The 13,309-nt window shown below is 72.1% G+C and carries 9 protein-coding genes; 5 read left to right on the top strand and 4 right to left on the bottom strand.

Annotated features, from left to right (window positions below; genetic code table 11):
* Positions 1 to 514: 514 nt before the first annotated feature.
* Positions 515 to 2,761: a transglycosylase domain-containing protein gene (locus ACRB68_RS16855; RefSeq protein ID WP_153533385.1), complete on the bottom strand. Its 2,247-nt coding sequence runs from the start codon at positions 2,759 to 2,761 to the stop codon at positions 515 to 517.
* A gap of 561 nt (positions 2,762 to 3,322) precedes the next feature.
* The gene (locus tag ACRB68_RS16850) at positions 3,323 to 3,700 is read right to left on the bottom strand and encodes a DUF5318 family protein (RefSeq protein ID WP_153533384.1); all 378 of its coding nucleotides are present in this window, start codon (positions 3,698 to 3,700) and stop codon (positions 3,323 to 3,325) included.
* Between the two features lie 205 nt (positions 3,701 to 3,905).
* Between ACRB68_RS16850 and ACRB68_RS16845 the strand changes: the two genes are divergently transcribed.
* The 3 genes from ACRB68_RS16845 to ACRB68_RS16835 all read left to right on the top strand — a co-directional run bounded on the left by ACRB68_RS16845 (position 3,906) and on the right by ACRB68_RS16835 (position 7,098).
* Positions 3,906 to 4,529 carry a PadR family transcriptional regulator gene (locus ACRB68_RS16845; RefSeq protein ID WP_153533383.1) on the top strand — a complete coding sequence of 208 codons (624 nt, stop codon included), beginning with the start codon at positions 3,906 to 3,908 and terminating at the stop codon, positions 4,527 to 4,529.
* 70 nt (positions 4,530 to 4,599) lie between these two features.
* A complete protein-coding gene (locus ACRB68_RS16840) occupies positions 4,600 to 5,679 on the top strand; it encodes an inositol-3-phosphate synthase (protein ID WP_153533382.1) in 1,080 nt (359 codons plus the stop codon).
* A gap of 135 nt (positions 5,680 to 5,814) precedes the next feature.
* A complete protein-coding gene (locus ACRB68_RS16835; RefSeq protein WP_153533381.1) occupies positions 5,815 to 7,098 on the top strand; it encodes an MFS transporter in 1,284 nt (427 codons plus the stop codon).
* Here the strand turns inward: ACRB68_RS16835 and ACRB68_RS16830 are convergent.
* Both ACRB68_RS16830 and ACRB68_RS16825 read right to left on the bottom strand, forming a co-directional pair.
* Positions 7,091 to 8,407, bottom strand: a complete 1,317-nt coding sequence (locus ACRB68_RS16830) for an adenosylmethionine--8-amino-7-oxononanoate transaminase (protein WP_153533380.1) — start codon at positions 8,405 to 8,407, stop codon at positions 7,091 to 7,093. The genes ACRB68_RS16835 and ACRB68_RS16830 overlap by 8 nt on opposite strands.
* Positions 8,404 to 9,858: a CCA tRNA nucleotidyltransferase gene (locus tag ACRB68_RS16825; protein ID WP_153533379.1), complete on the bottom strand. Its 1,455-nt coding sequence runs from the start codon at positions 9,856 to 9,858 to the stop codon at positions 8,404 to 8,406. Before ACRB68_RS16825 ends, ACRB68_RS16830 begins: the two co-directional genes overlap by 4 nt.
* Positions 9,859 to 10,184: 326 nt before the next feature.
* Between ACRB68_RS16825 and ACRB68_RS16820 the strand changes: the two genes are divergently transcribed.
* Both ACRB68_RS16820 and ACRB68_RS16815 read left to right on the top strand, forming a co-directional pair.
* On the top strand, positions 10,185 to 10,736 hold the full coding sequence (locus ACRB68_RS16820; protein WP_153533378.1) for a YbaK/EbsC family protein: 552 nt from the start codon (positions 10,185 to 10,187) through the stop codon (positions 10,734 to 10,736).
* Between the two features lie 153 nt (positions 10,737 to 10,889).
* Entirely contained in the window at positions 10,890 to 13,265 is a 2,376-nt protein-coding gene (locus ACRB68_RS16815; protein ID WP_153533377.1) for a DUF6049 family protein, read from the top strand.
* The last annotated feature ends 44 nt before the right edge of the window (positions 13,266 to 13,309 follow it).

The following is a 13,309-nucleotide window of genomic DNA, read 5'->3' as shown; positions in this document are numbered from 1 at the left end:
CCGCCGCCGGCTCGGGCGGGGCGCCTGGGGGGCGCGCCCGCACGGCGGCGGTTGCCCGCCGGAGGGGCTCCGCTACGGGAGGAGGCGGGCCTGCCGCCCGGACGCGCGGGCCTGCCCTGCGGCGGCGGGCCGCCGGGCGACGCGCCCGGCACTCCGCGGCCGCCCGGCGTGCCTGACCCGCCGGGGCGGTACGAGCCCTGACCTCGCGGGCCCTCTCCGTATTCCGGTCCGTACTGGCTTGGGTAACTCACGCGTCCTCATCAACTGGGGTGCGGGGGTTGTGCGTCGTCCGAGAGTACTGCCCCGGTCCGGTGCGCCACGGGCCACCGAACGCCGGAGACGAAGTTCGGGGCACGTGCACGGTGGATCACCATCGCCGGTCATCACTTACGCGTGAATATGCCGCAGGGTAGGCGATGTAGCCAAAACGGGCATGCGGAACGGCACCTCCGGACATGGCGAAGGCCGCCTCCGACCGGGCGGGCGAGGCGGCCTTCACTGTGTTCGACGACGGTCAGTCGCGTTCGGTTCTGGCTGATATGAGCGGGAGCTCCACCGACCGCCGCGAGTTCGGCCAGGGGGCGTCGTCCTGCCCGCGCACCTTGCGGCAGGCCTTCTCGTCGCGGTGCATCATGCACCACCAGCGCGGCGGCGGGTAGGACGGCGGCCGGTCCGGGTTGCAGTTGGTCTGCCCCGGCAGCTGGCAGGGCTTGTTCGGGTTCTGGTCCCCGTTGTCCCCGCCGTCGCCGCCGTCCTTGCAGCGCGGGTCCAGCTCACCGACCGGGGAGTCGCACCACGGCGGCCGCTTGTCCTTGTCCTTCTCCTTGTCGTCCTTCTCCTTCTTCTTGGGCAGCTTGGCCCAGATCTGCGCGGTGCCCTCCGGCTGGGCCACCGGGAACGACTCGGGCGTCATGCCCCGGGTGGCCTCCAGCATGTACTGGCGCCAGATCCGGGCCGGGATCGTGCCGCCCTGGACCTCGCCGATGCCGGGCAGGATCAGCGACTTCTTCAGCTTGGTCTGCTTGTCGATGTCGTCGTTGTAGAGCGTGACCGCCGTGGACACCTGCGGGATGTAGCCGACGAACCAGGTGGCGACGTTGCGGTCGGTGGTACCGGTCTTGCCGGCCACCTCGCGGTCGGGCAGCGCCGCCGCCGTCGCCGTACCGCCGGTGACGACCGCGCGCATCGCCTTGGTGGCGTTCGCCGCCTGGTTCTCGCTGAGGACGGACTTGCTCTCCCAGCGGTTCTTGAGCTTGATCCGCGTCTTGTCGTCGGTCTTCCGCACTTCCCGGATGACGTGCGGCTGGTGGTAGGTGCCGCCGTTGGCGAACATCGCGTAGCCGGCGGCCTGCTCGATCGGGCGGATGTCGTTGACGCCGAGGAACAGCGCCTGGCTGTCCTTGTGCGGCGCCAGCAGCTCCGAGGAGATGCCCGCGTCGGTCGCCAGCCGGATGACGTCGTCGGCCCCGACCTTGCCGCCGAGCTGCACGAAGGCGGTGTTGATCGACAGCTTCATGGCCTCGACGAGGTTGATGGCCGCAGGCGTACGGTGCCCGTTCGGCACCGGGTAACCGCCCGGCCCAACGGAGCCGTCACGCCGGATCGGGATCCGGGAGCGGCCCTCGACCATGCTGTCCAGGCTGTAGCCCTTCTTCAGCGCGGCGGCCAGCACGTACGGCTTCATCGCCGATCCGGCCTGCGCGCGCCCCTGCCAGACGTTGTCGAACGCCTGGTCCAGGTAGCCCGGGCCGCCGTAGAACGCGATGACCTCGCCGTTCTTGCTGTCGACCGAGACCAGCCCGACCCGGATCTTCTTGCGGGCGAGCGTCTTCGGGTGCACCTGCGGGACGGTGCGCTCGGCGGCCTCGGTGGCGGCCTTCATCTTGCGCCGGTCGAAGGTGGTGTAGACGCGCAGACCCTTGGTGGTCAGCACGTCGGACCCGATGCCCTGCCGCTTCAGCTCCAGCTTGGCGCGCATGAGCATGTAGCCCCGCTGCCCGTCGTACAGGTCACCGGCCGCACCCGGCTTGTTGTACTTGGGCAGCTTGTTCATGTACTTGTCGGCGTCGGCCTGCGACAGCGCCTTCATCGCGACCAGGCCCTTGAGGGTGTACTGGTAGCGCTCCATCACCCAGGCCTGGTTCTCCTTGTCGGAGGGGTCCCGGTTGGGGTTCTGGATGATGCCGCCGAGGAAGGCCGCCTGGTCGGGGCGCAGGTTGTTGGCGTGGACCTTGGCTCCGAAGTACTCGCGGCTCGCCGCCTCGATCCCGTAGGTGTCGCGGCCCCAGTAGATGGTGTTCAGGTAGAGCTTGAGGATCTCGTCCTTGGACTTGTCGTCGGCGAGCTTGAGCGAGATGAGGAGCTCTTTGAACTTACGGCTGTAGGTGCGGTTGTTCGGGTCGGAGTAGTAGTTCTTCGCCAGCTGCTGGGTGATGGTGGAGCCGCCGCCGCGGCCGCCGGTCAGGTTCACCCACACCGCGCGTGCGGTGCCCTTCACCGAGAATCCGGGGTCGTTGCGGAAGTTGCGGTTCTCCGCCGCGAGCGCCGCGTCCTGCGCGATCCGGGCGACCTCGTTCAGCTCGACGCTCTGCCGCTTCTTGCCGATCCGGCCGATCTCGGTCTTGCCGTCGCTGTAGTAGAAGATCGACGCCTGGTCCTGGACGCCCTTGACCGTCGGCTCGTCGGGCGTCGGGGTGTTCGCGTAGGCCACCCCGATCATCGTCGCCAGGCCGCCGAAGCCGAGGACGAACAGGCCGATCACGGCCTTCCAGGACGGGAGGAAGCGCCGCCAGCCCGTCGGGCGCGACCGCAGATGGTCGAACAGCCCGCGCCGCTGGGGCTTGCCCGCGCGGCGCCCCGGGCCGCCGGGGCCCTGAGGCCCGCCGGGACCACCGGGTCCGCCCGGTCCACCAGGGCCGCCCGGTCCACCGGGGATGCTCGGCGCGCCGAAGGCGGCCGGCCGTCCGGTCCCGCCGGGCGTCACGGGGCCGGCCGCGTGACGCGCTCCGCCGCCCGGTCCTGCCGCCGACCAGGAGCCGGCGGGCCCCTGCGCCGGCGCCTGGGCAGGCTTCGGCGGGCCGTTCGCGGCGTCATGCCTGCCGGGACGGGGAAAGTTCTGCCCGCCCGGCCACGGCGACTCGGGTTCGGGTCGGGGCTGGCTTGGATTACTCACGCGACCTCGATCAACAGGGGGCAACGTCTCTACATCGCCCCGAAGGGTACTGTGCGGGCCGCCGAGCGGGGGGAGCGCCGTGCACAGCGCGGCCAGGCGTGCCGGTCACGGCACGTTCTCTTCAGGGGCGCACACGCGCCGGGACGACCATCACCGGTCCAGTGGCCGGTCCCCGTGCCCGAGGACGTACGACATGGACAGATGGTTCCAACCGCAACTTTGGCACACTTCCACCACATAGACCCGGAATTCGGGGTACTGGCGGTCCATCTCGGCGAGTTCCGCCCGCGCCTTCACCCGTCCGGCGTACCGGCCCAGCGCGTCCCCGTAGACATAGGTCACATGGGTGAGCCGCGCCCGCCCGCAGACCTGGCACTCCTGGTCGGTGGGCTCGCCGTGGTGGCGGGCCGCGCGCAGCAGATAGGGATGAGCGTCACACGCGTCGTCCCTGGTCAGCCGGCCGCCGCGCAGCCCGGCCAGGGCGGCCCGCTTCGCGAGGCCGTAGTCCACCACCAGCCTCGGTCTCATGGGCGGTCCCTTCGACCCCGCATGCCAGCAGGGTAGGCCGGGCCCGCCGCGCTGAGAAGGCCGCGCACCAGGCGCCAGGATCTTGATCATTTTTGAGTGGACTTGCCAGGATCCATGGCGGTACGTATCTTTGCGATGTATCGAAGCGATACATTCGCTCGATACATCAGGTTGAGACATCGGCTCTGCGGAAGTGGGACGCGGCATGGCGGGGAAGAAGGGCGCGGGCGTGCTGGAGCTCGCCGTGCTCGGTCTCCTCCACGAGTCCCCGATGCACGGGTACGAGCTGCGCAAGCGGCTCAACACCCTGCTCGGGATGTTCCGCGCCTTCTCCTACGGCTCGCTCTACCCGTGCCTCAAGCAGCTCCTCGCCAAGGGGCTGATCGTGGAGGACCGGCCGGAGGAGCCGGGGGCGCCGCTGGCGCTGCAGAGCCGCCGCTCGAAGATCGTCTACAAGCTCACCGCCGACGGCAAGGAGCGCCTCCAGCAGCTCCTCACCGAGGCCGGCCCGGCGTCGTGGGAGGACGAGGGGTTCGGCGTGCACTTCGCCTTCTTCTCGCACACCCGCGCCGACGTGCGGCTGCGCATTCTGGAAGGCCGGCGCAGCCGGCTGGAGGAACGGCTGGAGGGCGTGCGCGCCGCGCTGGCGCGGACCCGCGAGCGGGTCGACACCTACACCCTCGAGCTGCAGAACCACGGGCTCGAGTCCGTCGAACGCGAGGTCCGGTGGCTCAACGAGCTCATCGGGCGCGAGCGGGCGGAGCAGGAACTGCAAGCCAAGACTTCACAGAACACGAATCAGGACATGCCTCGGGAGACGGGCCGCTGATCGCGGCCTCCCCCCCTCGGGGGCGGGTGAAGAAACACCACATGTTCCGTAAGAGAAAAGGAGCAACCGGATGGGTTCGGTGCGCGTAGCCATCGTTGGTGTGGGCAACTGCGCCTCTTCACTCGTCCAGGGTGTCGAGTTCTACAAGGACGCGGCCCCCGAGACGCGCGTCCCTGGCCTCATGCACGTCCAGTTCGGCGAGTACCACGTCGGTGACGTGGAGTTCGTCGCGGCCTTCGACGTGGACGCCAAGAAGGTCGGGATGGACCTGTCCGAGGCCATCCACGCCAGCGAGAACAACACCATCAAGTTCGCGGACGTCCCGCCGAGCGGTGTCATCGTCCAGCGCGGCCACACCCTGGACGGCCTCGGCGAGTACTACCTCGACATGGTCGAGGAGTCCGACGCCCAGCCGGTCGACGTGGTGCAGGCCCTGAAGGACGCCGAGGTCGACGTCCTGGTGTCGTACCTGCCGGTGGGCTCGGAGGAGGCCGACCGCTTCTACGCCCAGTGCGCCATCGACGCCAAGGTCGCGTTCGTCAACGCGCTGCCGGTGTTCATCGCCTCCGACCCCGAGTGGGCGCAGAAGTTCACCGACGCGGGCGTGCCGATCGTCGGCGACGACATCAAGTCCCAGGTCGGCGCGACCATCACGCACCGCGTGATGGCCAAGCTGTTCGAGGACCGCGGCGTGGAGCTGCTGCGCACGTACCAGCTCAACTTCGGCGGCAACATGGACTTCATGAACATGCTGGAGCGCAAGCGCCTGCAGTCCAAGAAGATCTCCAAGACCCAGTCGGTCACCTCCCAGATCCCGCACGAGATGGCCAAGGCCGACGTGCACATCGGCCCGTCGGACCACGTGCCGTGGCTGGACGACCGCAAGTGGGCCTACGTCCGCCTGGAGGGCCGCTCCTTCGGCGACACCCCGCTGAACCTGGAGTACAAGCTCGAGGTGTGGGACTCGCCGAACTCGGCCGGCGTCATCATCGACGCGGTGCGCGCCGCCAAGATCGCCAAGGACCGCGGCGTCGGCGGCCCGATCCTGTCGGCCAGCTCCTACTTCATGAAGTCGCCGCCGGAGCAGTACAACGACGACCAGGCCCGCGAGGCCGTCGAGGCGTTCATCCGCGGCGACGTGGAGCGCTGAACGACCCGGCGCTGAGCGCCTGAGCGCACGGCACTTCCAGCAGGCCCCGGCAGCGGTGAACGCTGCCGGGGCCTGCTGTTCTCCCGGCCTGTAGGCCGCGGCGCCCGCAGTCCGGCGGACGCATAGGGTGATCGGATGCGAACGGGGGAGCTGCGGGGGATCGTGCGGCGCCGGGACTTCCGGCGGCTGTACGCGACCCGCCTGACCTCCCAGTTCACCGACGGCCTGTTCCAGGTCGCGCTCGCCGGTTTCGTGTTCTTCTCCCCTGAGCGGCAGACGTCGGCGGGCCGCGCGGCGGCGGCGTTCGCGGTGACGCTGCTGCCCTACTCGGTGCTCGGCCCGTTCGCCGGGGTGCTCATCGACCGCTGGCAGCGGCGGCAGATCCTGCTGTGGACGCCCGCGCTGCGGGCCGTGCTGGTGCTGGCCGTCGCCGCCCTGGTCGCGGCCGGGCGCGACGGCCCGGGGTTCTTCCTCGGGGTGCTGCTCGTCCTCGGCGTGAACCGGTTCTTCCTGGCCGCGCTGTCTGCGGGTCTGCCGCACGTGGTGGAGCGCGGGCAGCTGGTGACGGCCAACGCGTTCACCGTCACCTCCGGCACCGTGGCCGCCTTCGTCGGCGGCGGCGCCGGGTACCTGCTGCGGCGGGTGTTCGGGGCGGGCGCGGACGGCACCGCGCTCATCCTGGTGTGCGCCGCCGCGCTGTTCCTGGCGGCGGGGCTGCTCGCGGCGCGGCTGCCGCGCCGGCTGCTCGGCCCGCACCTGGAGGAGGCGCCGGCGCAGACCCGCCGGGCCCTCGGCGGCGTGCTGAACGGCCTGGTCGACGGCGCCCGGCACATCCGGACGCGGCGGCCCGCCGCGCTCGCGCTGGCGGCGATCTCCTTCCACCGGTTCCTGTACGGGATCGTGCTGATCATGACGCTGCTGCTCTGCCGCGGCCGGTTCGCCGCCGGGGACGCCGAGGCGGGCCTGGCGTCGTTCGCGCTGATGCTCGGGACGTCGGGGGCGGGCTACTTCGCCGCCGCCCTCGTCACGCCGCCGGTGGTGCACCGCATCAGCAAGCAGGCGTGGATCGCGGCGCTGCTGGCCGCCGCGGCCGTGACGCTGCTGGCGCTCGGCACGCCGTTCGCGCAGGCGCCGTGGGCGGTGGCGTCGTTCGCGCTCGGCGTGGTGTCGCAGGGCGTGAAGCTGTGCGTCGACACGATCCTGCAAGAGACGATCGAGGACGCCTACCGGGGGCGGGTGTTCGCCGTCTACGACATGCTGTTCAACGCCACGTTCGCCGCCGCCGCCGCGGCGGCCGCGACGTGGCTGCCGGCGGACGGGGCGTCCTACCCGACCCTGGCCGCCCTCGTCGCCGTCTACGTGGCCGGGGCGGCGGGCTACCGGGCCGCCACGTCACGGCGGCCCGTACCCGTCAGCTGAGCGACTCCGCCACCGCGTACATGGCGTCGGCGATGTGCTCCAGGTCGTCCTCGGTGCTCACGTACGGCGGCATCGTGTAGACGAGCTTGCCGAACGGCCGCAGCCACACGCCATGGTCCATCGCGACGGCCTGCGCGGCGGCGACGTCGACCGGCTCATGGGCCTCGATGACGCCGATCGCGCCGAGCACCCGCACGTCGGCGACGCCCGGCAGGGCGCGCGCAGGCTCCAGCCCGGCCGTCAGGACCGCCTCGATGGTGTCGACCTCGTCGCGCCAGTCGCGCGACAGCAGCAGGTCGATCGACGCGGACGCGACGGCGGCGGCGAGCGGGTTGCCCATGAACGTCGGCCCGTGCATCAGCACCTGCGCCTCACCGGTAGAGATCCCCCGGGCGACCTCGTCGGTGCACAGCGTCGCGGCCATCGACAGGTATCCGCCGGTCAGCGCCTTGCCGACGCACATGATGTCGGGCGCGACCTCGGCGTGGTCGCAGCCCCACAGCTCGCCGGTGCGGCCGAACCCGGTGGCGATCTCGTCCAGGATCAGCAGCAGCCCGTGCTCGTCGGCGAGGGCGCGCAGCGCCTGCAGGTACTCGGGCGCGTAGAAGCGCATCCCGCCGGCGCCCTGCACGATCGGCTCGACGATGATCCCGGCGAGCTCCCCGGCGTGCTCGGCGGCCAGCTTCGCCAGCTCGGCCAGGTAGGCCTCGTCGGGCTCGGCGTCGTAGCCGCCGGGCGGGACCGGCGCGAACACGTGCCGGGCGAGGACGTCGCCGAACAGGTGGTGCATCCCGTTGACCGGGTCGCAGACGGCCATGTCGCCGAAGGTGTCGCCGTGGTAGCCGCCGCGCACCGTCAGCAGCCGCCGCCGCTCCGCCCGGCCCTGCGAGCGCTGGTACTGGATCGCCATCTTGATCGCGACCTCGACCGCCACCGACCCCGAGTCGGCGAAGAACACCTTCGTCAGCGGCGCCGGGGACAGCGCGACGAGCCGCTCGGCCAGGCGGACCGCCGGCGGGTGGGTGAGCCCGCCGAACATCACGTGCGCCATCTTGCCGAGCTGCCCGGTGACGGCCGCGTTCAGCCTGGGGTGGTCGTAGCCGTGGATCGCGGCCCACCACGACGACATGCCGTCGATCAGCTCGCTGCCGTCGGCGAGGGTGAGCCGCACCCCCGACGCCGACACCACCGGGTGCACCGGGCCGGCCGCCGGCATCGGCGCGTAGGGGTGCCAGACGTGCTCGCGGTCGAAGGCCAGCAGCCGCTCGGTCTCGGCGGGGCTGAGCCGCCCCAGCTTCAGGTCGATCATGCGCCGATCCCCTGCTCGCCGGCCCAGCGGCGCAGTTCCTCGGCGGCGGCCTCGGGGCCGATGATGCCGCGGTCCAGCCGCAGCTCCAGCAGGAACTTGTAGGCCTTGCCGACGGCCGGTCCCGGCGCGATGCCGAGGATCTCCTGGATCTGGTTGCCGTCCAGCTCGGGCCGCATCGCGGCCAGCTCCTCCTCCTCGGCGAGCCGGTCGATCCGCGCCTCCAGCTCGTCGTAGGTGCGGCGCAGCCGGTCGGCCTTGCGCTTGTTGCGGGTGGTGCAGTCGGCGCGGGTCAGCTTGTGCAGGCGCGACAGCAGCGGCCCGGCGTCGCGGACGTAGCGGCGCACCGCCGAGTCGGTCCACTCGCCGCTGCCGTAGCCGTGGAAGCGCAGGTGCAGCTCCACCAGCCGCGACACGTCGGCCACGACGTCCTTGGGGTAGCGCAGCGCCGTCAGCCGCTTGCGGGTCATCTTCGCGCCGACCATCTCGTGGTGGTGGAAGGAGACCCGGCCGCCCTCCTCGAACCGGCGGGTGCGGGGCTTGCCGATGTCGTGCAGCAGCGCGGCCAGGCGCAGCACCAGGTCCGGGCCGTCCTCCTCCTGCGCGATGGCCTGCTCCAGCACGATCAGCGAGTGCTCGTAGACGTCCTTGTGCCGGTGGTGCTCGTCGATCTCCAGCCGCAGCTTGGGCAGCTCGGGCAGCACGTGCGCGGCCAGGCCGGTGTCGACCAGCAGCGCCAGCCCCTCGCGCGGGTGCGGGCCGCTGACGAGCTTGGACAGCTCGTCGCGGACCCGCTCGGCCGACACGATCTCGATCCGGCCGGCCATCGCGGTCATCGCCTCGACGACGTCGGGGGCGACGGTGAAGCCGAGCTGGGAGGCGAACCGGGCGGCGCGCAGCATCCGCAGCGGGTCGTCGCCGAAGGAGTCCTCGGGGCGGCCCGGGGTGCGCAGCGCCTTGCGCCCGAGGTCGGCCAGGCCGCCGAACGGGTCGACGAACTCGTAGCCGGGCAGCCGGGCGGCCATCGCGTTCACCGCGAAGTCGCGGCGCCGCAGGTCCTCCACCAGCGAGGTGCCGTAGGACACCTCGGGCTTGCGCGACCTGGGGTCGTAGGACTCGCTGCGGTAGGTGGTGATCTCCAGCTCGTGGCCGTTCTTGCGCAGTCCGACCGTGCCGAACTCGATGCCGATCGTCCAGACCGCGTCCGCCCAGCCGTCGATGAGCTCCAGGATGCGCTCGGGCGGCGCGTCGGTGGTCAGGTCGACGTCCTTGGTGGGGCGGCGCAGCAGCGCGTCCCGGACCGGCCCGCCGACCAGCGCCAGCTCGTGCCCCGCGGCGGCGAACCGGGCGCCGAGCTCGTCGGCGACGGGCGCGACGCCGTGCAGGAGGTCGGCGATGGCGGCCCGCTGCTGGGCGGCCGGCGCGGTGGTCACGTTCTGTTCAGGCACGGACATCGAGCGTATTTCCTTGATAGGCGGCTGGCAAAAGGGTTCCCGCGGGTCCCGGGCGCGGGCGGGCTCTTCACAACAAGCGATCCCCGGGTTACGTTCTGGACACCCCGGACGACGCCCGCGCGACCGCCGATGAGCCTCCCGTACGACCAAAGGTAGCGGGACGACCGGGGGCACGGGCCACCGCGCGCCCGTGTGCGCCCGTACGCGGAGGCTGCACCGGCAGACCGGCACGGATTAAGACTGCCAAAAAGGGTATGTCGGGACACCGCCCCTCGATCGGGCCCACCGGGATGTTCGCGGGTGACCCCCGCAGGACGGAGCCGAACATGAAGGACGCCCTCACCATCCACCGCGCGCTCCTGGAGCGGGAGACCCAGCACGAGATCGTGCGGTTGCCCCGTGCCGTCGCGCACGCCGACGAGCTGCCCCGGGCGCTCGGCCTGCCGGCGGACCGGTGCCTGGTGACGCGCGTCTACGCCTGCGACGACGTCCATCGCGGCCGCGGCTTCCTGACGGGGGTGGTCGTGGCCGCCGGGGAACGGCCGCGCACCGACGTGGTCCGCCTCGGCGTCGGCGCCCGCACGGTCCGCCCCGCCCGCGCCGACCTGGTCAACGCCGCCACCGAGTACGCCGCCGGGCTGGTCTGCCCGCTGCTGCTGCCGCCCGCGATGCCGCTGCTGATGGACCAGCGGATCATCGACGGGCTCGCCATCGACGACGTCGTCTACACCGCGACCGGCGAGCCGTCCACCGCGCTCGGCATCCGCGCCCTGGACCTGTACGCGCTGAGCGGCGCCAAGCCGGTGCACCTGTTCGGCCCCGGGCCGCGCCCGCCGGCCCGGCGGATGCGCGCCGAACCCCGCCATCCGGTGGGCTGACGCGCCGCCGCGGGCCCCGCTTGCACCCGAGATGACGATCAGGAGGTCTGATGGGACCTGAGGCGCGGCTACCATCGAGCGCGTGGTGCGGGATAACGACGCCCGCCGCCCGCGTACGGCCCCGCGCGTAGGGGCCCCCCGGGCGGCCATGGCGTGAGAAGGCTCCAACGCGCGGCCGCGCTGCTGGCCGCCCTCCTCCCCTGCATCACGGCCCCGGTGATGCCGGTCCACGCGGCGAGCCCGCAGGCCCCCGGGCCCGCGGGCCGGGCGGCGCAGGGCCGCGCCCAGGTCGTCGTCACGCTGACGAAGATGTCGCCGCGGCTCACCCCCACCGGCAAGACCGCCCGGATGGTGGTGACGGGCACCATCGAGAACCGGACCGGCCACGACATCCCCGGCCTTGCGGTCCGGCTGCGCTACAGCGCCCAGCGGATGACCAGCCGGGCGCAGCTCGACCAGGTCGCCGGCGCCCCGCCGGCCGGGCCGCGGCTCGGCCCCGCCGTCCCGCTGGCCACCGCCGCCGCCCCCGGCGGCAAGCAGAACTTCACGCTGCAGCTGAAGGCGCCCGCGATGGGGCTGCGCGGCTTCGGTGTGTACCCGGTGGGCGTCGAGGCGGTGAACGCCGCGCAGCAGCAGGTCGCCGGCGTCACCTCCTTCATCACCTACCAGGTGCCGCAGCGCAAGGAGTTCACCCCCCTGCGGATCGGCTGGGTGTGGCCGCTGGCCGACCGGATGCACCGCGGCAACGACCAGACCTTCCTCGACGACCAGCTCGGCAAGGAGATGGGCGCGAACGGGCGGCTGGACGACCTGGTCCAGGCGGTGCAGGGCACCCGCGTCCCGCTCACCTGGGCCGTCGACCCGGCGCTGCTCGACGACGCCCGGGCCATGGCCACCGGCCCCTACAGGGTGCGGGCGCCGAAGGCCGACAAGCACGTCACCCGGCCGAAGAGCCAGATCGCGGAGGACTGGCTGAGCCGGCTGAAGAACGTCTCCGAGAAATCACCGTACTTCGCGCTCCCCTACGCCGACCCCGACGTGGTCGCGCTCACCCGCAGCCGCATGTACGACCACCTCAAGGCGGCCTACGACACCGACACCGCCGGCATCGCCGAGCAGGTCCTCGGCCGCCGCCCGGCCAAGTTCGCCTGGCCGCCGGCCGGGATGGCCGGGCCCGGCACGCTGAACCAGCTCGCCACGCTGTCCCAGTTCGGCCCGAAGGACGGCGCGTTCCTGCTGAGCCGCGAGATGTTCACCCAGAACCCCGACCCCGGCTACACCACCGGCGCGATGACCTCGGTGCAGACCAGCAAGGGCGTCCGGCAGGCGATCGCCTACGACGACAAGCTGAACGAGATCGTCAGCGCCGACGTGCGGGCGCCGGGCGCGGCGGTGCTGGCCGGGCAGCGGTTCCTGGCCGAGACCGCGATGATCACCGCGGAGGCGCCGGGCACCGCGCGCACCCTGGTGGTCGCGCCGAACCGGCACTGGGCGCCCACCGAGGAGTTCGCCCGCTCGCTGCTGAACGCGACGGCGTCCGCGCCGTGGCTGAAGGCCACCCCGCTTGAGACGATCATGAAGACCCGGCCGGAGCAGCGCGACTACGCCGGCTACCCCGACTCCTACGAGCGCTACGAGCTCGGCGGCTCGTACCTGTCGGCGGTGCGGTCCATCGGCCGCCGCGCCGACGCGTTCACCGCGGTCATGGTGCCGCCGGTCACCGTCAGCTACAAGCGCGCCCTGCTGCGCGCGGAGTCGGTCGCCTGGCGGGGCCGGCCGGAGCGGGCGCTGCGCGCGCGCAACGAGCTGGGCCGCCTGCTCGGCGACGACATGAAGCTGGTCCAGGTGATCACCAGGCGGGCGGCGCTGGCCGGCCGGACCGGCCGCATCCCGGTCACCGTCGTCAACGATCTGCCGCACCAGAAGATCAAGGTCAGGCTCAAGATCGTCTCGCAGAACCGCGCCAAGCTGCAGATCGGCCGGATCGACGACGAACAGGACCTGCTGGTCGAACTCGACGCCAAGCAGAAGAAGTCCACCAACGTCCCCCTCGAGGCCTCCGGCAACGGCAAGTTCATCGTGCACGTGGACCTGGTCTCGGTGCAGGGGGGCGAGCCCTTCAACGACGGACGCGACATCAACGTCCAGACCACCGCCCTCGGCCAGACCTCGCTGCTCATCATCGGTGGAGGACTTGCCGTACTCTTCGTGGGCGTCGGAGTGCGCGCCACACGAGCGAGACGGCGCCGGAAAGCGGAGGCAGCCCGTGACGGGTCGACCGGAGGAATGGAACCAGCGGAGGCCGCAGCCATGGGAGCAGGGCTCCCCGGCATCGGGCCGGCCGGGACCGGGTTCCCCGGCGACGGGGTCTGGCCGGCCGCCGGGCCCGGGCTACCCGGCGAACCAGGGCTACCCGGCGAACCAGGGCCACCCGGGCCCGCCGATGGGCCGTCCGGCGACGGGTGGCCCGCCGCCACCGGCGACGGGACTGCCCCCGGCGGCCGGCACGGCGGCGGAAACGGCGGTTGACCTCCCGCTCCCGCAGGAGACCCCGCCCCCGCCCCCGCCCTCGG

The sequence above is a fragment of the Actinomadura macrotermitis genome, assembly GCF_009604375.1.
Lineage (GTDB): Bacteria > Actinomycetota > Actinomycetes > Streptosporangiales > Streptosporangiaceae > Spirillospora > Spirillospora macrotermitis.
This window is presented reverse-complemented; position numbering and strand designations above follow the sequence as displayed.